The 22,948-nt window shown below is 64.6% G+C and carries 26 protein-coding genes; 12 read left to right on the plus strand and 14 right to left on the minus strand.

The genetic code is table 11. The features are described 5' to 3' along the window. Nucleotides 1-16: 16 nt before the first annotated feature. Nucleotides 17-310, minus strand: a complete 294-nt coding sequence (locus AADV58_RS10450; protein ID WP_028995566.1) for a hypothetical protein — start codon at nt 308-310, stop codon at nt 17-19. A 161-nt stretch (nt 311-471) separates the two neighbouring features. Here AADV58_RS10450 and ompR point away from each other — a divergent pair, with 161 nt between their 5' ends. Both ompR and AADV58_RS10460 read left to right on the plus strand, forming a co-directional pair. Then, entirely contained in the window at nt 472-1,200 is a 729-nt protein-coding gene (ompR, locus tag AADV58_RS10455) for a two-component system response regulator OmpR (RefSeq protein WP_028995565.1), read from the plus strand. Beyond that, nucleotides 1,200-2,507 (plus strand): ATP-binding protein, encoded by a 1,308-nt coding sequence (locus AADV58_RS10460; protein ID WP_028995564.1) that lies wholly within the window; start codon nt 1,200-1,202, stop codon nt 2,505-2,507. Before ompR ends, AADV58_RS10460 begins: the two co-directional genes overlap by 1 nt. Here AADV58_RS10460 and ispF read toward each other — a convergent pair. After that, entirely contained in the window at nt 2,492-2,983 is a 492-nt protein-coding gene (gene ispF, locus AADV58_RS10465) for a 2-C-methyl-D-erythritol 2,4-cyclodiphosphate synthase (protein WP_028995563.1), read from the minus strand. The two genes, AADV58_RS10460 and ispF, sit on opposite strands and share 16 nt — an antisense overlap. Then, nucleotides 2,980-3,666, minus strand: a complete 687-nt coding sequence (gene ispD / locus AADV58_RS10470) for a 2-C-methyl-D-erythritol 4-phosphate cytidylyltransferase (RefSeq protein ID WP_028995562.1) — start codon at nt 3,664-3,666, stop codon at nt 2,980-2,982. Before ispD ends, ispF begins: the two co-directional genes overlap by 4 nt. A gap of 41 nt (nt 3,667-3,707) precedes the next feature. Between ispD and AADV58_RS10475 the strand changes: the two genes are divergently transcribed. From AADV58_RS10475 to AADV58_RS10495, 5 genes are read left to right on the plus strand one after another with little or no spacing between them, the layout of a single operon-like run. Beyond that, on the plus strand, nt 3,708-4,964 hold the full coding sequence (locus tag AADV58_RS10475; RefSeq protein WP_028995561.1) for an MgtC/SapB family protein: 1,257 nt from the start codon (nt 3,708-3,710) through the stop codon (nt 4,962-4,964). A gap of 7 nt (nt 4,965-4,971) precedes the next feature. Continuing rightward, a complete protein-coding gene (amrB, locus tag AADV58_RS10480) occupies nt 4,972-5,769 on the plus strand; it encodes an AmmeMemoRadiSam system protein B (RefSeq protein ID WP_028995560.1) in 798 nt (265 codons plus the stop codon). Continuing rightward, on the plus strand, nt 5,762-6,310 hold the full coding sequence (gene amrA, locus AADV58_RS10485) for an AmmeMemoRadiSam system protein A (RefSeq protein ID WP_028995559.1): 549 nt from the start codon (nt 5,762-5,764) through the stop codon (nt 6,308-6,310). The genes amrB and amrA overlap by 8 nt, the downstream gene beginning before the upstream one ends. Continuing rightward, nucleotides 6,307-7,398, plus strand: a complete 1,092-nt coding sequence (amrS, locus tag AADV58_RS10490; RefSeq protein WP_245580557.1) for an AmmeMemoRadiSam system radical SAM enzyme — start codon at nt 6,307-6,309, stop codon at nt 7,396-7,398. The genes amrA and amrS overlap by 4 nt, the downstream gene beginning before the upstream one ends. Beyond that, nucleotides 7,395-8,015, plus strand: coding sequence for a hypothetical protein (locus tag AADV58_RS10495; protein WP_341743138.1), 621 nt, complete (start codon nt 7,395-7,397; stop codon nt 8,013-8,015). Before amrS ends, AADV58_RS10495 begins: the two co-directional genes overlap by 4 nt. Here the strand turns inward: AADV58_RS10495 and AADV58_RS10500 are convergent. Beyond that, a complete protein-coding gene (locus AADV58_RS10500; protein WP_028995556.1) occupies nt 8,008-8,193 on the minus strand; it encodes a hypothetical protein in 186 nt (61 codons plus the stop codon). The genes AADV58_RS10495 and AADV58_RS10500 overlap by 8 nt on opposite strands. Before the next feature lie 97 nt (nt 8,194-8,290). On the opposite strand from AADV58_RS10500, the gene AADV58_RS10505 reads away from it, so the two are divergent. The 4 genes from AADV58_RS10505 (at nt 8,291) to serB (ending at nt 14,512) form a co-directional block, all read left to right on the plus strand. Then, entirely contained in the window at nt 8,291-9,058 is a 768-nt protein-coding gene (locus AADV58_RS10505) for a hypothetical protein (RefSeq protein ID WP_341743139.1), read from the plus strand. 71 nt (nt 9,059-9,129) lie between these two features. Further along, nucleotides 9,130-12,603: a transcription-repair coupling factor gene (mfd, locus tag AADV58_RS10510; protein ID WP_028995554.1), complete on the plus strand. Its 3,474-nt coding sequence runs from the start codon at nt 9,130-9,132 to the stop codon at nt 12,601-12,603. Next, complete coding sequence (locus AADV58_RS10515) at nt 12,600-13,670, plus strand: 3-deoxy-7-phosphoheptulonate synthase (RefSeq protein ID WP_028995553.1); 1,071 nt, start codon at nt 12,600-12,602, stop codon at nt 13,668-13,670. Before mfd ends, AADV58_RS10515 begins: the two co-directional genes overlap by 4 nt. Beyond that, nucleotides 13,670-14,512 (plus strand): phosphoserine phosphatase SerB, encoded by an 843-nt coding sequence (serB, locus tag AADV58_RS10520; protein WP_341743140.1) that lies wholly within the window; start codon nt 13,670-13,672, stop codon nt 14,510-14,512. The genes AADV58_RS10515 and serB overlap by 1 nt, the downstream gene beginning before the upstream one ends. On the opposite strand, the gene AADV58_RS10525 is transcribed toward serB, so the two are convergent. The 4 genes from AADV58_RS10525 to AADV58_RS10540 are packed head-to-tail and all read right to left on the minus strand — an operon-like array spanning nt 14,509 to nt 16,526. Continuing rightward, the gene (locus AADV58_RS10525) at nt 14,509-15,753 is read right to left on the minus strand and encodes a threonine/serine exporter family protein (protein WP_341743141.1); all 1,245 of its coding nucleotides are present in this window, start codon (nt 15,751-15,753) and stop codon (nt 14,509-14,511) included. The genes serB and AADV58_RS10525 overlap by 4 nt on opposite strands. Beyond that, nucleotides 15,746-16,018 carry a hypothetical protein gene (locus tag AADV58_RS10530; RefSeq protein ID WP_281984864.1) on the minus strand — a complete coding sequence of 91 codons (273 nt, stop codon included), beginning with the start codon at nt 16,016-16,018 and terminating at the stop codon, nt 15,746-15,748. The genes AADV58_RS10525 and AADV58_RS10530 overlap by 8 nt, the downstream gene beginning before the upstream one ends. A gap of 2 nt (nt 16,019-16,020) precedes the next feature. Next, nucleotides 16,021-16,218: a hypothetical protein gene (locus AADV58_RS10535; RefSeq protein WP_341743142.1), complete on the minus strand. Its 198-nt coding sequence runs from the start codon at nt 16,216-16,218 to the stop codon at nt 16,021-16,023. After that, complete coding sequence (locus tag AADV58_RS10540) at nt 16,215-16,526, minus strand: YkgJ family cysteine cluster protein (RefSeq protein ID WP_341743143.1); 312 nt, start codon at nt 16,524-16,526, stop codon at nt 16,215-16,217. The genes AADV58_RS10535 and AADV58_RS10540 overlap by 4 nt, the downstream gene beginning before the upstream one ends. Before the next feature lie 193 nt (nt 16,527-16,719). Between AADV58_RS10540 and AADV58_RS10545 the strand changes: the two genes are divergently transcribed. Next, a complete protein-coding gene (locus tag AADV58_RS10545; protein ID WP_341743144.1) occupies nt 16,720-19,281 on the plus strand; it encodes a chemotaxis protein CheW in 2,562 nt (853 codons plus the stop codon). Here the strand turns inward: AADV58_RS10545 and iscX are convergent, their stop codons facing one another. The 6 genes from iscX to iscU are packed head-to-tail and all read right to left on the minus strand — an operon-like array spanning nt 19,282 to nt 22,943. Then, complete coding sequence (iscX, locus tag AADV58_RS10550) at nt 19,282-19,476, minus strand: Fe-S cluster assembly protein IscX (RefSeq protein ID WP_028995546.1); 195 nt, start codon at nt 19,474-19,476, stop codon at nt 19,282-19,284. It lies immediately after the preceding gene. After that, nucleotides 19,473-19,817 (minus strand): ISC system 2Fe-2S type ferredoxin, encoded by a 345-nt coding sequence (fdx, locus tag AADV58_RS10555; RefSeq protein ID WP_028995545.1) that lies wholly within the window; start codon nt 19,815-19,817, stop codon nt 19,473-19,475. Before fdx ends, iscX begins: the two co-directional genes overlap by 4 nt. Then, nucleotides 19,814-21,694 carry a Fe-S protein assembly chaperone HscA gene (gene hscA / locus AADV58_RS10560; RefSeq protein ID WP_028995544.1) on the minus strand — a complete coding sequence of 627 codons (1,881 nt, stop codon included), beginning with the start codon at nt 21,692-21,694 and terminating at the stop codon, nt 19,814-19,816. The genes fdx and hscA overlap by 4 nt, the downstream gene beginning before the upstream one ends. A 12-nt stretch (nt 21,695-21,706) precedes the next feature. Further along, nucleotides 21,707-22,234, minus strand: coding sequence for a Fe-S protein assembly co-chaperone HscB (gene hscB / locus AADV58_RS10565; protein ID WP_028995543.1), 528 nt, complete (start codon nt 22,232-22,234; stop codon nt 21,707-21,709). Further along, the gene (gene iscA / locus AADV58_RS10570) at nt 22,234-22,557 is read right to left on the minus strand and encodes an iron-sulfur cluster assembly protein IscA (RefSeq protein ID WP_028995542.1); all 324 of its coding nucleotides are present in this window, start codon (nt 22,555-22,557) and stop codon (nt 22,234-22,236) included. Before iscA ends, hscB begins: the two co-directional genes overlap by 1 nt. Before the next feature lie 2 nt (nt 22,558-22,559). Beyond that, a complete protein-coding gene (gene iscU, locus AADV58_RS10575) occupies nt 22,560-22,943 on the minus strand; it encodes a Fe-S cluster assembly scaffold IscU (protein ID WP_028995541.1) in 384 nt (127 codons plus the stop codon). Nucleotides 22,944-22,948 lie beyond the last annotated feature (5 nt).

The following is a 22,948-nucleotide window of genomic DNA, read 5'->3' on the forward strand; positions in this document are numbered from 1 at the left end:
CCCCAAGGCAGCGGTATCAGTCGTCCTTGCGCGGGCGACGCTTGTCCCGGCGATCGTCGCGGTCGTGCTGCTCGCGCATTTCCTCGCGCAAGCGGCGACGCTCCTCGGGCGGCAAGTCGCGCCAGTTTGCCGGACGCGCATCGTCAGGACGTTGTGGGCCGGTGTTTTCGCGATGCCAGTGCTCCCGCATCTGCTGGCGTATTTCCCGTTTTTCCTCGGGCGGCAACTCGCGCCGCGGCGGCTCGGCCAGAGCCGGCGCGACTGCGGTCGCCATCAGCGAGAGAATCAGGATCAGTGAGCGGGACTTCATGGTGCGGCGTATTCTATCCTCTTCGGAGCGCTCTCATTGTCCATCCGCCTTCGCCATCGCTGCATGGCAAGTTGTAATCGAATGTTTCCCGGCGCGGCTTGTCGATATCCTTTGTTACCATTTGCTGCATTTCATTTTCCGCCAGGCGCTATCCTTCGAGCATGAACGAAAACAACCAACACCTCCTGGTCGTCGACGACGACGCCCGCCTGCGTGATCTGCTCACCCGTTATCTCGGCGAACAGGGTTTTGTCGTCAAGGCGGTCGGCGACGGTCAGCAAATGGACAAGGCACGCAGCCGCGAGCATTACCACCTGATCGTCCTTGATTTGATGATGCCGGGCGAAGACGGTTTGTCGATCTGCCGGCGCCTGCGCGGCCAGGGAGACCGCACGCCGATCATCATGCTGACGGCCAAGGGCGACGAAGTGGACCGCATCGTCGGCCTGGAAATGGGCGCCGACGACTATCTGCCCAAGCCCTTCAATCCGCGCGAGTTGCTCGCCCGTGTGCATGCTGTCCTGCGCCGCCAGGGCAACATGCCGCCCGGCGCGCCTGAGGAAACCCTGGAAAGCATCCGCTTCGGCAATCTCGAAGTCGATTTTTCCGCCCGCACGCTGAAACGCGGTGACGAGCTGCTGCCGTTGACCACCGGTGAATTTGCCGTGCTCAAGGTGCTGTTGCAGAATCCCCGCCAGCCGCTGTCGCGCGACAAGTTGATGACCCTGGCCCGGGGCCGTGAGCAAGGCCCCTTTGACCGCGCCATCGACGTCCAGGTCAGCCGCCTGCGCAAGCTGATCGAGAAGGACCCGTCGCAGCCGCGCTACCTGCAGACCGTGTGGGGCTTCGGCTACGTCTTCATGCCTGACGGCGCCGCCAAGGAAAACTGATGCCGCGCTCGCTGCTGGCGCGCACCTTCCTGTTGCTGGCCCTGCTGGTACTGAGCAGCACGGCGGGCTGGCTGGCGCTGTTCAGCCATATCGATGTCGAACCGCGTGCCCGCGAATCCGCCAACATGGCCGCGTCGGCGGTCAATCTGATCCGCGCCTCGCTATTTGCTGCGGCACCGGACAAGCGCCCCGGGCTGTTCGCCGAGTTCTCGTCGCGTGAAGGCATCCGCCTGCTGCCGGCCGAACCCCAGGATCGCATCCTGCCAATGCCGGATTCGCGTTTTCACCAGTTGATGCGCGAAGCAGTCGTCGCCCGGCTCGGGCCGGCGACACGAATCGCCGCCGAGGTTAACGACGAAGCCGGTTTCTGGATCAGTTTCCGACTCGACGAGCGCGACGAGGACGAATTCTGGCTGGTCCTGCCGCGCGAACGGGTCAGCCGGAGTTTTGCCACCCGCTGGCTGAGTTGGGCGGCACTGGCGGTAGCACTGGCGCTGCTGGTGGCCTGGCTGATCGCTTCACGGATTACCCTGCCACTGAAGGCGATGGCCCGTTCGGCGCAGGCCGTTGGCCGCGGCCAGACACCGTCGCCCCTGCCCGAGAATGGGGCCGAGGAAATGCGAGCGCTGGCATCGGCCTTCAACACCATGGCCAGCGACCTCGCCCGCCATGAAAAGGATCGTTCGGAAGTGCTGGCCGGTATTTCGCACGACCTGCGCACCCCGCTGACCCGGCTGCGCCTGGAAGCCGAAATGAGCGTCGCCGACGAGAATGCCCGCCAAGGCATCGTTGCCGATATCGAGCAGATGGAAGCCGTCATCTCGCAATTCATGGACTACGCCCGTACCGAGTCCGGTGAGGCGCCGGAGACGACCGATCTGGCGGCTTTGCTCGCGGCCATCGGCGAGCGTCAGGCCGCCATCGGGCGGCCGTTGGCACTCGACCTTGATGGGATAACGACTGCGCGCATCCGGCCCAAGGCAGTCAGCCGGGCGGTCATCAACTTGATCGACAACGCCTGGAAATATGGTGGCGGTGCCGTCAGCCTGAGGGCTGAGGTGGTCGGACGGGAAGTACACCTGGAAATCGCCGACCGTGGGCCAGGCATTCCGGAAAGCGAGATGGAACGCCTCAAGCGCCCCTTCACCCGCCTGGAAGTCGCGCGTACAGATGTCACCGGCACCGGCCTCGGACTAGCCATCGTCGAGCGCATCGCCCGCCTGCATGGCGGACGACTGGAATTGCTGACCAACCCCGGCGGCGGCCTGGTCGCCCGCCTGGTGTTGGGGGATCAGCCGCGCAGCTGATCCCTTACCACCAGAACCACAGCCTGCGCCTCAATCGCTTCCTCGCGCCCAAGATAACCGAGCTTCTCGTTGGTCTTGCCCTTGATGTTGACGCAGTCAGCGGCGATGCCGAGATCGGCGGCAACATTGGCGACCATGGCCGGCGCGTGCGGTGCCAGCTTGGGCTTCTGGGCGATCAGCGTGGCGTCGACATTGACCGGTTTCCAGCCCTTTTCAGCCAATAGTGCAACAGCAGCGCGCAACAGCACGCGGCTGTCTGCGCCGGCGTAGCGCGGGTCGGTATCGGGAAAATGGCGGCCGATGTCGCCGAGCGCGACAGCCCCGAGCAAGGCGTCGGTGATCGCGTGCAGCAGCGCGTCGGCGTCGGAATGACCGAGCAGCCCGGTCGGATGGTCGATCTCGACGCCGCCAAGGATCAGCTTGCGGCCTTCGACCAGTTTGTGGACGTCGTAGCCCTGCCCGACTCGGATATTCATTTGCGTCCTCTCAGGATCATCGCGGCCAGCGCCAGGTCGGCTGGAAAAGTGACTTTCAGGTTGGTCGAATCGCCGCGTACCAGTTTCGGCTTCAGCCCAAGCGCCTCGATGGCGCCGGCTTCGTCGGTGACAGCATTGTGCTTTTCCAGCGCCTCGACCAGGCGGCCGTAGCGGAACATCTGCGGCGTCTGCGCCTGCCACAGTCCGTCGCGCGGCTCGGTGGCGGTCACGCGTTGCTGATCGTCTGCGCGCTTCAAGGTATCGGCGACCGGCACGGCGAGGATGCCGCCGACCGGGTCGTCGGCCAGTTTGTCGCACAGCGCGTCGAGCATCTGCCGGCTGAGACAGGGGCGCGCCGCGTCGTGTACCAGAATCCAGTCATCGTCGGCCGCCGCCAGCGCTGCCGCCTGCAGGCCGTTACCGACGCTCTCGGCGCGGGTGGCGCCGCCACAGCGTACGGTTTCCAGCTTGGGTCCGAGTTCGGACCAGTCGTAACGCGGCCACCAGGGGTCGTCCGGCGCCAGCACCACCCACACGCGCTCGATGGCGGGATGCGCGGTCAATGCCGCGAGCGTGTGGAAAATCAGCGGCCGACCGAGCAGGTCGAGGTACTGTTTCGGCTTCTCCGCGCCGAAGCGGGAACCGCTGCCGGCAGCGGGAACGATTGCGTAATGTCTGGGCATGGCTTAATTTTAACGAAGAACACGCAAAAGAGAGGAAAGGCATGAGTTTCGTCGCCCCAGAACTGGCCGCCCCGGTCGAAGCTTTCGCCACGGCGCTCGGCATCGGCCTGCTGATCGGCATGGAGCGCGAGCGGCGCCCGGACTCGGCGGCCGGCCTGCGCACTTTCTCGCTGGTCGCCATGCTCGGCTGCCTGTTCGCCATGCTCGGCGAGAAAAGCGGCAGCCCTTGGCTGCTGGCGGTCGGGCTGGTGGTGCTGGCGGCGTCTATGGTCGCCTCCAACTTTTCCACGCAACAGGAAGAACAGTATCGCGGCTTCACCTCGGAGGCGGCGATCATCGTCACCTACGGCCTGGGCGCCGCCGTCTGGCTGGGTTACGCGACGCTGGCGGTGATGCTGGCGATTACCACGACAGTGCTGCTCTACTTCAAGGCCGAACTGAAACAGTTCAGCGAGCGGACGACGCCGAAAGATCTCAATTCCATCCTGCAGTTCGCCGTGCTCTCGCTGGTCATCCTGCCCATCCTGCCCAACCAGAGCTTCGGCCCCTACGACGCGATCAACCCGCGCCAGGTCTGGTGGATGGTGGTGCTGATTTCCGGGCTGGCGCTCGCCGGCTACCTTGCGCTGCGCATCATCGGTGCCCGCCACGGCGCGGCGCTGCTCGGCATTTTCGGCGGTCTGGCCTCGTCGACCGCAACGACCATGATGTTCTCCCGTCACGCCGCCGAACATGGCCATCTGGTACGCATGTCGGCGATCGTCATCCTGATCGCCAACGTCATGGTCATGATCCGGCTCGGCATCATTGCCAGTGTCGTCGCGCACAGCCTGATCGGGCCGATCGCCATCGTCTTCGCCTGCGGCATCGTGCCCGGCGTGATCATGTCGCTGTACGGCTGGAAGATACTCAACGATGCCGGCGAGTTGCCGATGCCGGAAGTGAAGAATCCGACCGAGCTGAAGACCGCCGTCTCCTTCGGCCTGCTCTACGCCGTCGTGCTGCTGGCGGCCGCCTGGCTGCAGGACATCGCCGGCAACAGCGGCCTGTTCATCGTCGCATTGGTGTCCGGCCTGACCGACGCCGACGCCAGCGTGCTGTCCACGCTGCGCATGTTCAACCTGGAACGCGTGCTGCAGGCCGATGCGGTCATCGCCGTGACGCTGGCGCTGGTCGCCAACCTGGTGTTCAAGATCGGTCTGGTCGTCAGCATCGGCGGCAAGACCCTGGCCCGCCACGCCCTGCCCGGCCTGCTCGCCATCGGCGGCGGCATGGGTGTCGGCTTGGCGCTGGTTTGAGGCAGCCATGACGATCCGGGCGCCCGCCGTCGCCGGCATGTTCTACCCGGCCGACCCCGGCCAGTTGCAGGCTACGGTCGATCAACTGCTGGCCGTGGCCCAGACGACGCCCCTGCAGCAACCCAAGGCGCTGATCGTGCCGCATGCCGGCTACGTCTATTCCGGCCCGACCGCGGCCCTTGCCTACGCCACGCTGGCACCATGGCGGACGACAATCCGCCGCGTGATCCTGCTCGGCCCGACGCATCGGGTTGCCGTGCGCGGTCTGGCCTTGCCCGATTGCGAAGCATTCGCCACACCACTGGGCAAGGTGCGCCTGGATACGGCGGCACGCGCGCTGATCGCGCAACTGCCGCAGGTCGGCGTCAGCGCGGCGGCACACGCACAGGAACATTCGCTGGAAGTCCACCTGCCTTTCCTGCAGCGCGCCCTCGACGATTTCACGCTGCTGCCGCTGGCCGTCGGCAACGCCACACCGGAGGCCGTCGCCGAAGTGCTCGAACGCCTGTGGGGCGGCGCGGAAACCCTGATCGTCATCAGTTCCGACCTGTCGCATTTCCTGACTTACGCCGCCGCGCAACAGGTCGACCGCGCCACCTGCAGCCACATCCTCAACCTGGCCACCGACATCCGCCCTGAGCAAGCCTGCGGCGCCTTCCCGGTCAACGGCCTGTTGCTCGCCGCGCAACGGCATGGCCTGCGCCCGAGCTTGCTCGATCTGTGCAATTCCGGCGACACCGCCGGCGACCGCCAGCGCGTCGTCGGCTACGCCGCCTTCGCTTTCCATGAGGACGATCATGGATGAACTCGGCCAAACCCTGCTGCAACTGGCGCGTCGGAGCATAAGCGAAGCACTGGGCCAAGCCGCGCCAGCAACGCCCGACCTGCCGGCATTGCACGAGCCCGGCGCGACCTTCGTCACCCTGACGCAAGCCGGCGAACTGCACGGCTGCATCGGCAGCCTGGAGGCGCACCGACCATTGATCGACGACGTCCAGGCCAACGCCCACGCCGCCGCTTTCCGCGATCCGCGCTTCCCGCCGCTAACCCGCGACGAACTGGCGCGCACTCGGGTCGAGGTCTCCCTGCTGTCCCCGGCCGAACCGCTGTTCGTCACCGACGAAGCCGACGCGCTGGCCCGCTTGCGGCCACAGGTGGACGGCCTGATCCTGGCCGCTGGCGGACGCCGGGCCACCTTCCTGCCGCAAGTCTGGGAACAACTGCCGGAGCCGGCCGTCTTCCTCGCCCGCCTGAAGCAAAAGGCTGGCCTATCGGGGACTTACTGGTCGCCGGAACTCCGGTTATGGCGTTACACGGTGCAAAAATGGCAGGAAAATCCCCGTTGACCGCAACGAAGCTATATCACGCCCGCTGGTGGCACCCCCTGGCCGACGGGCGCATCCAGTGCGACCTGTGCCCGCGCGACTGCCAGTTGCATGAAGGCCAGCGCGGCGCCTGCTTCGTCCGCCAGATGCACGACGGGGCGATGCAACTGACCACCTACGGCCGCTCCTCCGGTTTCTGCATCGATCCGATCGAAAAGAAACCGCTCAATCATTTCCATCCGGGCAGCAGCGTGCTGTCTTTCGGCACCGCCGGCTGCAACCTCGCCTGCAAGTTCTGCCAGAACTGGGACATCTCGCGCTCGAAGGACATGGACCGCCTGATGGACGAAGCCACCCCGGCGATGATCGCCGACGCCGCCAGGCACCACGGCGCCGACGCCGTCGCCTACACCTACAACGACCCGGTGATCTTTGCCGAGTACGCCATCGACACCGCGCTGGCTTGCCGCGAACAGGGCATCCGCAATGTCGCCGTCACTGCCGGCTACATCCATGCCGAACCGGCGCGCGAATTCTTCGCCGTCATGGACGCCGCCAACGTCGACCTCAAGGCCTTCACCGACGACTTCTACCGCAGCTTGTGCGGCGCCCGCCTGCAACCGGTGCTCGATACCCTGAGCTATCTGCACCACGACACCGCTTGCTGGCTGGAGATCACGACGCTGCTGATTCCGGGCCGAAACGACAGCGCCGACGAGATCGCCGCACTGTCCGCCTGGATTGCCCGCGAACTCGGCCCGGACGTGCCGCTGCATTTCACCGCCTTCCACCCCGACTGGAAACTCGGCGACATCCCGCCGACGCCGCCAGCAACACTGACGCAGGCCCGGCGCATCGCCCGCGATGCCGGGCTGAACCATGTCTACACCGGCAATGTCCACGATAAGGAGGGCGGCACGACTTACTGCCCCAGCTGTCACGCCGCCCTGATCGTCCGCGACTGGTACGAAATCCGGCGCTACGACCTCAATCCGCTGGGGCAATGTCCACACTGCCGGAGCCGCCTGGCCGGCCGCTTCGGCAGTCAGCTCGGGCACGACGGCAAGGCTTTCGGCGCCCGGCGCATTCCTGTTCGCCTGGCGCCATGAACCGACACCTGAACATCCAGACCTCGCACGGCACCCTGCTCGGCCATCTGGCCTTGCCGGAGCATCCGCGCAGCCTTGTCCTGCTGCCACGGATACAGCCGTTGGCGGTGGACGATCCGTTCGCGGGCAATCTGTTCAACCGCGGCCATGCCGTACTGACCATGGAAGTGATCAGCGAACGTGAACGCCATTTCGTCGATACGCCCCAGGACGTCTCGCGTCTGGCACGCCGGATAACCGACATCCTCGACCTGATCCGCCGCGATGGCGACATGCAGGAACTGCCGTTGGCGATTCACGCCAGTGGCGATGTCACTCCGGCGGCGATCCGGGTAGCCGCCCTGCGCGACACCCAGGTCAGCACCTTGAGTTGCCATGGTGGTCTGGTCGACCGGGCTGGCCTGCAGGCGCTGGAAATGCTGGTGGCGCCGCTGCTGATACTGATCGATGGCAACGACCCGGCGGCGCTCGCCTCATGGCAAAGAGCGCATCGCCATGTCGCCTGCCCATGCGCAATGCACGTGCTGCAAACCAGAGAGAATCAGGAAGAGCGCGTGTCGGGGTGGTTCGTCGAACACGCAAGGCGTCTGCCGGGGATTCCGGATTCGCTTACTTGACGCCGCTACCGGCCTGTTTCTTGTAGTGGGCAAACTGGGTCGCCCATTCGACGAAGGATATTTCCATCAAGGCGACTTGTCGGCGCTCGGCAGCGCGACGTTCAACCATGTTCCTGCCGGTGCGTTCGCGCCCGACACGACGTTCCAGACCTGCACGTTTTTCTTTGAACAAGGACATCAGAGTGACCCGGATTGAGCGCTTTCAAGGTATGAGGCCGCAATAATATAATGACATCGCCAATTTGCGCATCCCCAACGGTCACTAGGACACGACATTGTTCCGAAAATTCCGCATCCTGATTCTCCTGCTCGTGCTGACCACCGTCGGCCTTGCCGCCTGGCGCGCCACGACCCGTCTCAGCGCCTGGGAACATACCGTCCATGTCGCGCTCTATCCGATCGCCGCCGACAACTCCCCGGCAACCACTGCGTATCTGAACACGCTGGAGAACGAAAGTTTCGCGGATATCGGCCAGTGGATCGCCCAGGAGAGTCAGCGCTACGGCAAGACCGTGCTGCAACCTGTGGTGGTCCGGGTTGCGCCGCCGCTGCGCGAACAACCGCCGCTGCCGGTCGAGCACGGCAGTACGCTCGACAACATGCTGTGGAGCCTGAAGCTGCGCTGGTGGGCCATGAACAACGACGCCATTGCCGGCCCGCAACCGCAGGTCCGCCTGTTCGTGCTCTACCACGACCCCGAGCGCAATGCGCAAGTGCCGCATTCGATCGGTCTGAGCAAGGGCCAACTCGGTTTGATTCACGCCTATGCCAGCCGACGCCAGCACCGCCAGAACAATGTCGTGATCGCCCACGAATTGCTTCACACCTTTGGCGCCACCGACAAATACCACCTGGCGAGTCTGCAGCCCATCCATCCGCACGGTTACGCCGAACCGGATAAAACGCCGCTGCTGCCGCAACGCAGCGCCGAGATCATGGGCGGGCGGATTCCGCTGACTGCCGAGCGCGCCGAAATACCGGCCAGCCTGCTGCACACCCTGATTGGCGAACAGACGGCACGCGAGATCGGGCTGCTCAAATAGCCATCGCCGGCAAGGCGGCCAACGGCAAGCAGCTATAATCGCAACCCCTGTCGTTGTCCCGTAGTCACGCCGTGTCCGTCACCCCGCTCCTGTTGTCCCTCCCCGCCCTGCCCAAGGCCGGCCAGCGCATCGACCTGCCGGCTCATGCCGGTTCCGCCGATGCCCTGACACTGGCTGAACTGGCGGCCAGCAACCCGCAACGGACTTTCGCCGTGGTCACCGCCAGCGCCGCCGACGCGCAGCGCCTGTTGGAAGAAATCCCGTGGTTCGCGCCGCAGCTCAAGGTGCGCCTGCTACCGGACTGGGAAACCCTGCCCTACGACCATTTCTCGCCACACCAGGACCTCGTTTCCGAACGCCTGGCGACGCTGTGGGCCGCATTGCAGGGCGAGGTGCAGATCCTGCTGGTGCCGGCGGCGACCGCGGTCAACCGGCTGGCGCCGCCGGAGTTCATGGCCGCCTACACGTTTGCATTCAGGAAGGGCCAGACGCTCGACGCCGAGAAGTTCCGCGCCCAGGTGACACTGGCCGGCTACGCCAACGTCACCCAGGTTGTCTCGCCCGGTGAATACTCGATCCGTGGCGGGCTGATCGACCTTTTCCCGATGGGCTCGCAACTGCCCTACCGGCTCGACCTGTTCGACGACGAGGTCGAGAGCATCAAGACCTTCGACGTCGACACCCAGCGTACCGTCTACCCGGTGCCGGAAGTGCGCCTGCTGCCGGCGCGCGAGTTCCCGTTGGACGATAAAGGCCGCACCCACTTCCGCCAGGCCTTCCGCGAGCGTTTCGAGGGCGACCCGGCCAAGTCCGGCATCTACAAGGACATTTCGACCGGCATCGCCAGCGCCGGCATCGAGTATTACCTGCCGTTGTTCTTCGACGCGACGGCGACGCTGTTCGACTACCTGCCCAAGGACGCGGTCTTCGTCACCCACGGCGACGCGCCGGCCGCCATCGCTGCCTTCTGGAACGACACCCGCTCGCGCTACAACCTGCTGCAGGGCGACAAGGCGCGGCCACTGCTCGCGCCGGAAGAACTGTTCCTGACCGACGAAGCCTTTTTCACGGCGGCCAAATCTTACGGTCGACTGGCGCTGGGTAAAACCGGGGACAGACCACAATTTTGCGAATCTGAAAATCGTGGTCTGTCCCCGGTTTTACTGCCCAACGTCGCCGTCGATCGGCGCAGCGACGATCCGCTGGGCGCCTTGAAGAACCATCTCGCCAGCTATCCCGGACGCGTGCTGCTGCTTGCCGAGACCGCCGGCCGGCGCGAGACGCTGGCTGCGATGTTTGCCGAACACGGCCTCAAGCCCGCTGCCTGCGCCGACTTTGCCGCCTTCGCCGGCGGCAAGGAAACGTTGGCGCTGACCGTCAGCCCGCTGCAGCAGGGCTTTGCCCTCGACCAGGTCGCCTTCATCAGCGAAACCGAGCTGTTCGCCGGCAGCCCGCGCCGCACTCGGCGCGAAGCGGCGCGCAAGGCGAGCTTCGACAACTGGCTGAAGGACCTCACCGAACTCAAGGTCGGCGACCCGGTGGTGCACGAAAGCCACGGCATCGGCCGCTATCGCGGTCTGGTACGGATGGACCTCGGCCTCGGCGAGCAGGAATTCCTCGAGCTGCACTACGCCAACGACGCCAAGCTCTTCGTGCCGGTGGCGCAACTGCACGTGATCTCGCGTTATTCCGGCGCCGAACCGGACGCCGCGCCGCTGCATACGCTCGGTTCCGGCCAATGGGAAAAGGCCAAGCGCAAGGCCGCCGAGCAGGCGCGCGACACCGCCGCCGAACTGCTTGCGCTGTACGCCGCGCGCGCCGCCCGTCAGGGCCACGCCTTCGATTTTTCGGAAAACGACTACGAGGCTTTCGCCGACGGCTTCGGTTTCGAGGAAACCGCCGACCAAGCGCAGGCCATCGCCGCCGTCATCGCCGACATGAAGTCGGGCAAGCCGATGGACCGGCTGGTCTGCGGCGACGTCGGCTTCGGCAAAACCGAGGTCGCCCTGCGCGCCGCCTTTTGCGCGGTGGCCGGCGGCAAGCAGGTGGCCGTGCTTTGCCCGACCACCTTGCTCTGCGAACAGCATTACCAGACCTTCGTCGACCGCTTTGCCGACTGGCCGGTCAAGGTTGCTGAAATCTCCCGCTTCAAGACCGCCAAGGAAACCGCGCAGGCGCTGCAGGACCTAGCCGAGGGCAAGATCGACATCATCATCGGCACCCACAAGCTGATCGGCAAGGACGTGAAATTCAATCGCCTGGGCCTGGTCATCATCGACGAGGAACACCGTTTCGGCGTGCGTCAGAAGGAGACGCTGAAGGCGATGCGCGCCGAGGTCGATGTGCTGACGCTGACGGCGACGCCGATCCCGCGCACGCTGGCGCTGTCGATGGAAGGCCTGCGCGACTTCTCGGTAATCGCCACGGCGCCGCAGAAGCGCCTGGCGATCAAGACCTTCGTCAGCCGCTTTTCCGACGGCATCATCCGCGAAGCGGTGCTGCGCGAATTGAAGCGCGGCGGCCAGGTGTACTTCCTGCACAACGAGGTCGACACCATCGAGAACATGCGCGAGAAGCTGGAAAAGCTGGTGCCGGAAGCGCGCATCGTCATCGGCCACGGCCAGATGAACGAGCGCGAACTGGAACGGGTCATGCGCGATTTCACCGGCCAGCGCGCCAACCTGCTCTTGTGCACGACGATCATCGAGACCGGCATCGACAATCCGCACGCCAATACCATCCTGATCAACCGTTCCGAGAAATTCGGCCTCGCCCAGCTCCACCAGCTGCGCGGCCGCGTCGGCCGTTCGCACCACCAGGCCTACGCCTACCTGCTCGTCCAGGACGAGAAGGCGATGACCAAGCAGGCCAAGATGCGCCTGGAGGCCATCCAGGCCATGGAGGAACTCGGTTCCGGCTTCTTCCTGGCCATGCACGATCTCGAAATCCGCGGTGCCGGCGAGGTGCTCGGCGACAACCAGTCGGGCGAAATGCAGGAAGTCGGCTTCACGATGTTCAGCGAGATGCTCAACCGCGCCGTCGCCCACCTGAAACAGGGCAAGGTGCTGGAAACCGCCGACCTGACGCAGCCGATCGGCGTCAGCGGCGAAATCAACCTGCGCACCCCGGCGCTGCTGCCCGACGCCTACTGCCCCGACGTGCACGAGCGGCTGACGCTGTACAAGCGCCTGGCCAACTGCGAAGCTGACGACGAGATCGACACGCTGCAGGAAGAACTGGTCGACCGCTTCGGCGAATTGCCGCTGCAAGCGCAGGCGCTGGTCGCCACGCACCGGCTGCGCCTCTTGGTCAAGCCGCTGCTGGTGCAGAAGCTCGACGCCGGCAACGACCAGGTGACAATCCAGTTCGCGCCGGAATTCTCGAAGAATCCGCCTATCGAACCGATCAAGATCATCAATTTGATCCAGAAGAACCGCAGCTATAAGCTGGCGGGACAGGATAAAATCTCCCTTTTGCGCCACTGCCCGGCCTTGCAGGACAAGGTTGCGGCGGTGAAAGACATGATACGCGAGCTGACCAAATGACCCAGATTCTCGAAAACATCAACGTTTCCGCCTTCGACGCCATGCCGACGCCGGCGGAAATCCACCAGAAACTGCCGCTGACCGCCAAGGCTGAAGCCACCGTCAGCGAAGGTCGCGAGTTGCTGCGCAACATCCTCGACCGCAAGGACCACCGCCTGTTCGTCGTCGTCGGCCCGTGCTCGATCCACGACCCGGTCGCCGGCATGGACTACGCCCGCCGCCTGAAGGCGCTGGCCGACGAAATCGGTGACACGCTGCAGATCATCATGCGCGTCTATTTCGAAAAGCCGCGCACCACCGTCGGCTGGAAGGGCTACATCAACGACCCGTTCATGGACGACTCCTTCCAGGTCAACGTCGGCATGGAAAAGGCCCGCGACTTCCTGCGCCAGGTCAATGAACTCGGCCTGCCCGCCGGCACCGAGGCGCTCGATCCCTACGGCCCGCAATACTACGGCGACCTGATCACCTGGACCGCCATCGGCGCCCGCACCACCGAATCGCAGACGCACCGCGAAATGTCGTCCGGCCTGTCCACCCCGGTCGGCTTCAAGAACGCGACCAGCGGCGACCTGACCGTGGCCACCAACGCCATCCTGTCGGCCTCCAACCCGCACTCCTTCCTCGGCCTGAACAACGAAGGCCGCGTTTCCATCGTCCGCACCACCGGCAACCCGCACGGCCATGTCGTCCTGCGTGGCGGCGACAAAGGCCCGAACTACGACACCGTCTCGGTCGCCGTCGCCGAAGCAGCGATGGTCAAAGCCAAGCTGCCGACCAACATCGTCGTCGACTGCTCGCACGCCAACAGCTCGAAAAAGCCGGAACTGCAACCGCTGGTCATGGCCGACGTGGTCAACCAGATCCGTGCCGGCAACAAGTCCATCCTCGGCGTGATGATCGAATCGAACCTCGAAGCTGGCAACCAGCCCATCCCCGCCGACCTCTCGCAACTCAAATACGGCTGCTCGGTCACCGACGGCTGCGTCGGCTGGGACACGACCGAGAAGATGCTGCGCGATGCGGCCGTGATGTTGCGCGATGTGCTGCCGGAACGCCTGAACTGATGAATCTCATCATCCAGGGCGGTGCCCTGCCGACTTTCCTGCTGGACCGCATTCTGGCCGCCACCAGCGCGTCGGCCGCAGAACCCTTGCCGCCGCAGGTGGTTCGTCTGCGCGATGCCCAACGTACGCCGGAATTCGATGCGCTGATTCCGCTGATCGAAGCGGAAAGACTGGACTGGGCGTTTATCGAGGCCGGGCGCAAGCTGTCCGATTTCGGGTTGATCTGCTTCGACATGGATTCGACGCTGATCACCATCGAGTGCATCGACGAACTCGCCGATTTCGCCGGCAAGAAGGCTGAAGTTTCGGAGGTCACCGAGGCGGCGATGCGTGGCGAGATCGATTACCGCGAAAGTCTGCGCCGCCGTCTGGCGCTGATGGCCGGGCTGGATGCCCGCGTGCTGGCGCGGGTGTTCGGCGAGCGTCTACTGCTTTCCGACGGCGCCCGCGAACTGCTGGAAGCGGTGCAGAACGCCGGCCTGCGTACGGCCATCCTGTCCGGCGGTTTCACCTATTTCACCGAGCGCCTGCGCATCGAGCTGGGTTTCGATTTCGCTACCTCGAACGAACTCGAAATTTCCGGCGGCAAGCTGACCGGCCGGGTTGTCGGCGACATCATCGATGCCGCTGCCAAGGCGCACCACCTAGGCCGTCTGCGCGACGAACTGGGGCTGCGCAAGGATCAGGTGATCGCCGTCGGCGATGGCGCCAACGACCTGATGATGATGGCCGAAGCCGGCCTGTCGGTAGCTTTCCACGCCAAGCCGGCGACGCGCGCCAAGGCTGACGTGGCGATCAATTTCGGCGGTCTGGACGCCCTCCTCAACCTGTTCGAGGATTAAGCACCGGCCGTTTCCGTTGCGGGCGACTTGCGCCGGAAAATCAGCGGCATCAGGTTGTCGGCGAGCAGCAGGCCGACGGCCAGGACGGCGCCGGTGAGCAGCATTTCGGTGATCAAGGCGATGCCGGCGGCGCTGTCCTGCGCCATCAATGCATGCAAGCCGCGAAAGCCCATGCTGCCGGGGACCAGCGTGATCAGGCCGGGAATCTGCACCAGTACCGAGGGCCGGTTGCTGACGAACTGGTAGAGATGCCCGGCCGCCGCCACGGCAAAGGCGGCGCAGAAAGCACCGACGACATTGCCCATGCCAGCCCCGACCACGGAATACACGGCCCAGGCCAGCAGGCAGCCGCCGGCCGAGACCAGCACCGCCGACCACGGCGCCTGCAGCACCGCCAGCAAGGACACGCCAAGAACCGCCACCGCCGGCCAGATCACCCAGGCCGGCAGGCTGGTGACGACGCCCAGGGTTTCGACCGGATAGAGCGTCTGGCCAATCTTGGTGCCGATGGCCAGCCCCGCGCCCATCAGAAAAAGTTGCAGGAAGGCGCCGATCAGCCGGCCGCTGCCGGCGAGGTAGTTCTGGGTCGCCAGTTCGGACATGGCCACGGTGAGCATGAAGCCGGGCAGCAGGAAAACCACGCCGGCCACCGCCGAGACGAAGGGACTCTGCTGCGGGAAGAACCAGGCCAGCGCCTGCGCCATCAGTGCCGCCAGCGTGCACAGGATGACCGGTACCGCCGGGCCGAGTCGGGGAATGCGGGCACAACCGAGTACCCCGGCGACGAAGCCCATGCCGATCAGGCCGCCGCAGAGCATTTCCATCCAGCCACCGCGCAGCAGCAGGGCCACCGACGCCGACAGCAGGAAACCCATGGCGACGAAAGCCAGGCCGGACCAGGGCGCCGGCGTGGCCATCGCGGCGGCCAGGCGCTGTTCGTAGGCGTCCAGTCGTTCGCTGCCGTCGATCTCACGACATAGCGCTTCGAGCTCGATCAAGCGGGCCATGTTGTAGTCGTAGGGTGGCAGGCGCAGCATTTCCACTCGCCGCTTGCCGTCGGCGTCGACCAGCGTCAGTGCCAGGAAGGTGAGCACGGCAAAGCCTTCGACGCGCACCCCGAGCTGCCGGCCGGTTTCGTTCAGGCGGCGCTCCAGTTCGTGCGCCGGCGCCCCGCTGAGATGCAGGGCCCGGCCGAGATCGCGCAGGAAGCGGCCGAGTCGGTAGAGGCGGTCGTCAGTCATCGTTATCCGGACTTTTCCGCCGCGCCAGTTGCCGCGCAAAGGCCTCGTCGCTCTTGGTCATGCGGCGCACCGGCTGGGGGCCGGTGGCATCGACCAGGCGGACGAAATCGTCGAGCGGAAGGGCATCCGATAGATCGCGGTCGGTGCCGTCGATGCGCTCGCGCAACTGGAACAGCCCGGCGCCGGTCATCACCATCAGGTAATGCCGGCCTGCGCTGCGCTGGTTGAGCCGGGCAACGGCGGCGGTGGCACGGGTCGAGCGCATGTTTACCTGTACTTCTTGTAGACGGCTTTGGCGTCGAGGTGCGCCCGGTCCAGCGTACAGATCGCCGGATTGTCGTCGTGGCCGCTGAAGAAATCGTCGGCCTGGGCGCGCATCACCATCTTGATCGCTGCCTGGTCGGCAACATCGTACTTTTCGGTGATCAGCGTGGTCACCTCGTCGAGGTGTTCTTCGTAAGTCATGGCTGCTCCTGTCGTGCAGGCGGGGTGTAATACAGGGTGCGCACGGCGACGCAGTCGCTGTCGCCCATGGCAAAATCGCGGCAGATGTCCGGCCGGCGCTCGTAGATGGTGCAACGCATGGTGTCACGGTCGAGCGCCGCGCACCAGCCGTCGTCGAGCCGGCGCATCACCTGCCCGCCCCAGCGGTCGTCGGCGACAAAGCGCGCCGGCACGTCGCGGTCGCAGATCAGCATGACCTCAAGCTGGCAGCAACAGGCGTCGCAGCGCTCGCAGGTAACGGCCGATGTTTCGGAAGACGGGGAATTCATCGGCGGCATTTTCCCACGACTGGGCATAGGTCGTCCGCAGGATTGCACCAGCACGGTGCCCGGGCACCGAAACGAGACCTGTGCCTGTCACATTTTCCAGACAATATCCGGCAAACACACCCGTTTGCGACTAGCGGCAATGGGCATGTGACTTGCTTCTTATCACTCATCAGGCAGCAAGCAGGAGTATGGCGTGGCGAAATACAAGGGAATCGAAGTCAAGGATAGCGTGCGTCAGTTGTTGCCGCACATGCCGCTGATCGAGGAATACCGGGAAATGCTGCAGTCGTTGCAGGCCGTCTGGGACAACCTCAACCTGCTCGGACAACTTTCCGGCACCACCGCCGAGATCGGCCAGACCCGCGAAGCTTTCGCCAGCCTGACCGGCGACCTGCTCAACAATCTCGCCGAACAGACGCTGGCCAAGCGCGAACAGGAAATGAAGGCGCGTTCGCAGGTGGTCATCGACATTCTGGTCCGCAATCTGTTCGAACGCACCGCCGACATCGGTTTTCTCAGCACCGACGACGCCATCCGGCAATTTGCCGCCGAACCGGGTGACCTGTGGGCCTTGCAGCAGCGCTTCCAGGAATACGTACGCAAATACTCGGTTTACGAGGATCTTGTGCTGACCGACCGCAACGGCCGCATCCTTGCCCGGCTGCAGCCCGATGACCGGGTCACCGCCATCCGCGACAACTGGGTGCGCGAGGCGGTCAACACCACGGACGCGTATGTCGAATCCTATGCCCATTCCGAACTCTTCCCCGAGCAGGGGCGCTCGCTGATCTACGCCTACCGGATCAAGTCCGAGCGCGGCGAAACGCTCGGCGTGCTGGCGCTCTGCTTCCGCTTTGCCGATGAAATGCAGCGCATCTTTCACGGCCTGGCGCTGCCCGACGATCCCGGCGTGATGGTCCTGCTGGATGGCGCCAGCCAGGTGATTTCCAGCAGCGATCCGTGGCAGATCCCGATCGGTGCGGAATTGCAACTCGCTTCCGGCAGCCTGCAGCGTCTGCGCTTTGCCGGGCGCAGCTACCTCGCCTTCGCCAGCGACACCAAGGGCTACCAGGGTTACCAGGGGCCGGGCTGGCGTGGCCTGGTGATGATGCCGGTGGCCCAGGCTTTCGACCTGCACGACGACGATACGCTCGACATCTCCGAACCGGCGCTGCTCGCTTCGGTGATGGCCGGTGGCCGCGCATTTTCCGAGGAATTGCGGGCGATTCCACTGAAGGCCGAAGCGATCCAGCGCGATCTCAGCCGCGCCGTCTGGAACGGCACGGTACGCCAGGGCACGGTATCGGCGGCGGTCAACAGCGCATTCTCGAAAATCCTGCTGCGTGAGATCAGCCGCGTCGGCATGAGCATGCGCGAAGTCTTCTCTCGCTCGATCGGCAACCTGCAGTCGACGGTGCTTTCCTCGCAGCTTGCCGACAGCCAGTTCTTCGCCGCACTGGCCATCGACATCATGGACCGCAATCTCTACGAGCGGGCCAACGACTGCCGTTGGTGGGCGCTCGACTCGACCATCCGCGCCCTGCTCGCCGACAGCGCGGCCAAGGGCCGACGTGAAAGCCTGGAGCGGGTCATCGGCTATATCAACAGCCTGTACACGGTGTACGACAACATCCTGCTGTTCGATACAGAGGGCCGGGTTCAGGCCGTTTCCAATCCGGACCATGGCGAACTGGTCGGGCAGATGCTCGATGCGCCCTGGGTCGACGAATGCCTCGGCCTGCGCGACAGCCAGGCTTACGCAGTGTCCCGCTTCGACAACAGCCCGCTCTATGGCAACCGGCCGACCTATGTTTACCTGTCGGCAGTGCGTGCGCCGGGCAATCAGCAGGTTGTCGGCGGCATCGCCATCGTCTTCGACAGTGCGCCGCAGTTTTCGGCCATGCTCAACGACGCCCTGCCGCGCGAGGCCAGCGGCGAACCAGTAGCCGGCAGCTTCGCGTTGTTCATCGATGGCGAGGCCCGAGTCATTGCCGCCAGCGACACCAGCTACCGCCCCGGGCAGCAACTGGCGCTGCTGCCGGAACTGCTCAGGCCCGACACCAATGGCTGCGCCCGTCTGATCGCGCTCGACGGCCAGGTGATGGCCGTCGGTGCCGCACCGTCCAGCGGCTATCGCGAATTCAAGGGCCAGGAGGACGCCTACCGCAACGAGGTTACGGCCCTGGTCTTCATCCCGCTGGGTGCTTACGACGCCAATTCCCGCCTGAGCGCCTCGGCCGGCGAAGTCGCCATGCGCCACACGGCCTTTGCCGCCGATGTGGCAGTACGCGAAATCGCCACTTTCCACCTCGGCGCGCACTGGCTGGGCCTGCCGGTTTCATCGGTGATCGAGGCGGTCGAACTGAACGGTGCGACAACCTTGGCCAACGCACCGAAACAGGTCTATGGCGCGATGATCCACCGCAACGAGACCCTGCCGATCTACAACTTGCACGCGGCCCTGGGGCTGCCCGAGCCGGCGGAAAATACCGGCATCCGGCAGCAGGTCGTGGTGGTGCGCGGTGACGACGGCAAGGCTTTCGGCATCCTGGTCGACCGCCTGGGCGAGATCATGGAAGTCCCGGAAAGCGACATCGACGATCTCTCGAACATCTATGTTGGCATCGCCTCGGTACTGGCCTCGGTGGTCAAGACGCAACCGGGCAGCGGCCAGCCGATGCTGGTGCTGCTGTCGGTGGCCAGCATGAGCGAGCAGTTACGCGGCAGTGGCATTGCCGTGGCGGTCGACGCCTGATCAGGCGACTTCGTCGATCCAGGCTTGCTGGATGGCTTCGAGGATTTTCTCGCCGCAGTGCTTGGGATCGTCGTCGAAGCCGGGCAGCGCCATCACCCAGTCGCGCAGGTCAACGAAATTGACCTTGAGCGGGTCGGTGTCCGGCTGGCTGTCGGCGAGTTCGATGGCGATGTCGTTGATGTCGGTCCACTTCATTTGCGATGTCCCTCCTTCGCCATGTTGATGCTGTACTTGGGGATTTCGACGACCAGCGGCGTATCGCTGACGATGGCCTGACAGCCCAGGCGCGAATTCGGCTCCAGGCCCCAGGCCTTGTCGAGCAGGTCTTCCTCGATCTCGCTTGCTTCTTCCAGCGAGGCAAAACCTTCGCGCACGATGACGTGACAGGTGGTGCAGGCGCAGGACATTTCGCAGGCGTGATCGAGTTCGATCTCGTTGGCGAGCAGGTTGTCGCAGATCGACTTGCCGGCTTCGGCCTCGATCACGGCACCGTCCGGGCACAACTCAAGATGCGGCAATACGATGATCTGGGTCATTCTTCGTCTCCCGTGCCGATTTCTTCGACCTTGCGGCCGGACAGCACTTTCTTGATGCTTTGATCCATGCGACGGTGGGCAAATTCCTGGGTTTCGAAGCCGAGGTCGTCCATCGCAATGTTGATGATGCGGCGGTTGTCGCCGGCCGCCGCTTCCTGCAGCTTGGCGATCGCGTTGCGTATCCTGGCGGTTTCCGCTTCGTTGAGCAGATGCGGGTCTTCGGCCAGTGCCGCTTCGGTCGCCTCGATCATGCGTTCGGCCTCGACCTGCGCTTCGCGCAGTGCGCGCGCCATCGCGTCGTCCTTGGCGTGGGCCAGCGAATCCTGGAGCATGCCGGCGATCTCGTCGTCGGACAGGCCGTAGGACGGCTTGACGGTAATGCTCGACTCGACGCCGGTGGTCTGCTCGCGCGCGGTGACCGACAACAGGCCGTCGGCGTCCACCTGGAAGGTGACGCGGATGCGCGCTGCACCAGCCACCATCGGCGGAATGCCGCGCAGTTCGAAGCGCGCCAGCGAGCGGCAATCGGCAATCATCTCGCGTTCGCCCTGGACGACATGAATGGCCATCGCCGTCTGCCCGTCCTTGAAGGTGGTGAATTCCTGGGCGCGCGCGGTCGGGATCGTCGAATTGCGCGGGATCACCTTCTCGGTCAGCCCACCCATGGTTTCCAGGCCGAGCGACAGCGGAATCACGTCGAGCAGCAGCCAGTCGTCCTTGCCGGTCTTGTTGCCGGCCAGCAGGTTGGCCTGCGTCGCCGCGCCGAGCGCGACAACCTTGTCCGGATCGAGATTGGTCAGCGGTTCCTGGCCGAAGAAGTCGCCAACCGCCTTCTGAATCTGTGGCATGCGCGTCGCGCCGCCGACCATGACCACGCCCTTGACGTCATCGGCGCGCAGGCCGGCGTCGCGCAGCGCCTTCTTGACCGGCTGCAGCGTCTTCGAGACCAGCGTCCGGGTGATTTCGGCAAAGGTCGCGACGTCGAGCTTGAGATCGACCATCTCGCCCGTGGACAGGCGCGCGGTGATCGGTGCCTCCGGGTTCTTGGTCAGGAATTCCTTGGCTTCCCGGCAGCGCATCATCAGCAACCGGCCGTCGGCCGCCGACAGCGGCTGCAGCTTGCCCTGCTCGATCACCCAGCAGAAGATGCGGTGGTCGAAATCGTCGCCGCCGAGCGCCGAATCGCCGCCGGTCGCCATGACCTCGAAAACACCCTTGGTCAGCTTGAGGATGGAGATGTCGAAGGTGCCGCCGCCGAGGTCATAGACTGCATAGACCCCCTCGGCGCCGTTGTCGAGCCCATAGGCGATGGCCGCCGCAGTCGGTTCGTTCAACAGGCGCAGAACGTTGAGGCCGGCCAATTTGGCAGCGTCCTTGGTGGCCTGGCGCTGGGCGTCGTCGAAATAGGCCGGCACGGTGATCACGGCGCCGACCAGTTCGCCGCCGAGACCGGCTTCTGCCCTCGCCTTCAGCGTCTTCAGGATTTCCGCCGAAACCTCGACCGGACTCTTGATGCCGGCCTGGGTCTTGAGCTTGACCATGCCCGGCGCATCGACGAAGTCGTAGGCCATGCTCTCGATGTGGGCGATGTCGTGCTTGCCCCGGCCCATGAAGCGCTTGACCGAGACGATGGTGTTCTTCGGATCGACCGCCTGGTCCTTGCGCGCGTCGTAGCCGACGACCGTGCTGCCGTCAGCGTTGTAATGGACGACCGAAGGCAGCAGCGGCCGCCCCTGTTCGTCGTTGAGGCAGACGGCAATGCCGGAACGCACCGTGGCGACCAGCGAATTGGTGGTGCCGAGGTCGATGCCGACGGCCAGTTTATGCTCGTGCGGGGCTGCGGATTCGCCGGGTTCGGCGATCTGGAACAAGGCCATTGTTATATTCTTTCAGTCGTCCAGCGACGCCAGCGCGTCGTCGATTTCGTAAAGCAGTTTTTCCAGGAACATCAGCCGGCGCACCCGGTCGGTGGCCAGCGCGTAATCCCGAGCGTCGTCGAGCAAGGCGGCAACCTCGACGTAACGACCATCGATGTCGCCGCGCAGGCGCTGGTAGAGATGTTCGAGTTCGTGATGATCGCCGCCAGCGCGCGCTTCCATCACCGCCTCGCGCCATTCCATCTGTTCCATCAGGAAATCGGCCGGCATCGCGGTATTGCTCTCGGCCTGCAGATCGTGCCCGGCCAGCTCAAGCAGGTATTTTGCCCGCTCCAGCGGCTTCTTCAGCGTCAGGTAAGCCTCGTTGGCGCGCGTCGCCCACTGCATCGACAACCGCCGCTCGCCCTCCGGCGCATTGGCGAAACGATCCGGATGCACCTGCGCCTGCACGTCGCGGTAACGCGAATCGAGCTCGGACAGGCTGAGCCGGAAAGTTTTCGGCAAGCCGAACAAAGCGAAAAAGTCAGCAGTTAAATCCATCAAACGTTGAAGGACTCACCGCAGCCGCACTGGTCCTTGACGTTGGGGTTATTGAACTTGAACCCTTCGTTCAGGCCTTCGCGGGCGAAGTCGAGCTCCATGCCTTCAAGATACGGCAGGCTCTTGGCATCGACCACGACCTTGACGCCCGAGGTTTCGAAAATCAGGTCGTCTTCATTCACCTCGTCGACGAATTCCAGCTTGTAGGCCATGCCGGAACAGCCGGAAGTCCGTACGCCAAGGCGCAGGCCGATGCCTTTGCCGCGTTTCTGCAGGAAATTGGCGACATGCTTCGCCGCCGAGTCGGTCAAGGTCACGCCCATGCTTATTCTCCGTGCTTTTTCTTGTAATCCGCCACGGCCGCCTTGATGGCGTCCTCAGCCAGGATCGAGCAGTGGATTTTAACCGGCGGCAGCGCCAGTTCTTCGGCAATCTCGGTATTTTTGATGGACAGCGCCTGGTCGACCGTCTTGCCCTTGACCCATTCGGTCACCAGCGACGACGAAGCGATGGCAGAGCCGCAACCGTAGGTCTTGAACTTGGCGTCTTCGATCACGCCGGACTTGTTGACCTTGATCTGCAGCTTCATCACGTCGCCGCAGGCCGGCGCGCCGACCATGCCGGTGCCGACGCTGGAATCGTCCTTGTCGAGCGAACCGACGTTGCGAGGATTCTCATAGTGATCAATGACTTTTACGCTATAGCTCATGTTAT

Source organism: Azonexus hydrophilus (assembly GCF_038368255.1).
GTDB classification, from domain to species: domain Bacteria; phylum Pseudomonadota; class Gammaproteobacteria; order Burkholderiales; family Rhodocyclaceae; genus Azonexus; species Azonexus hydrophilus.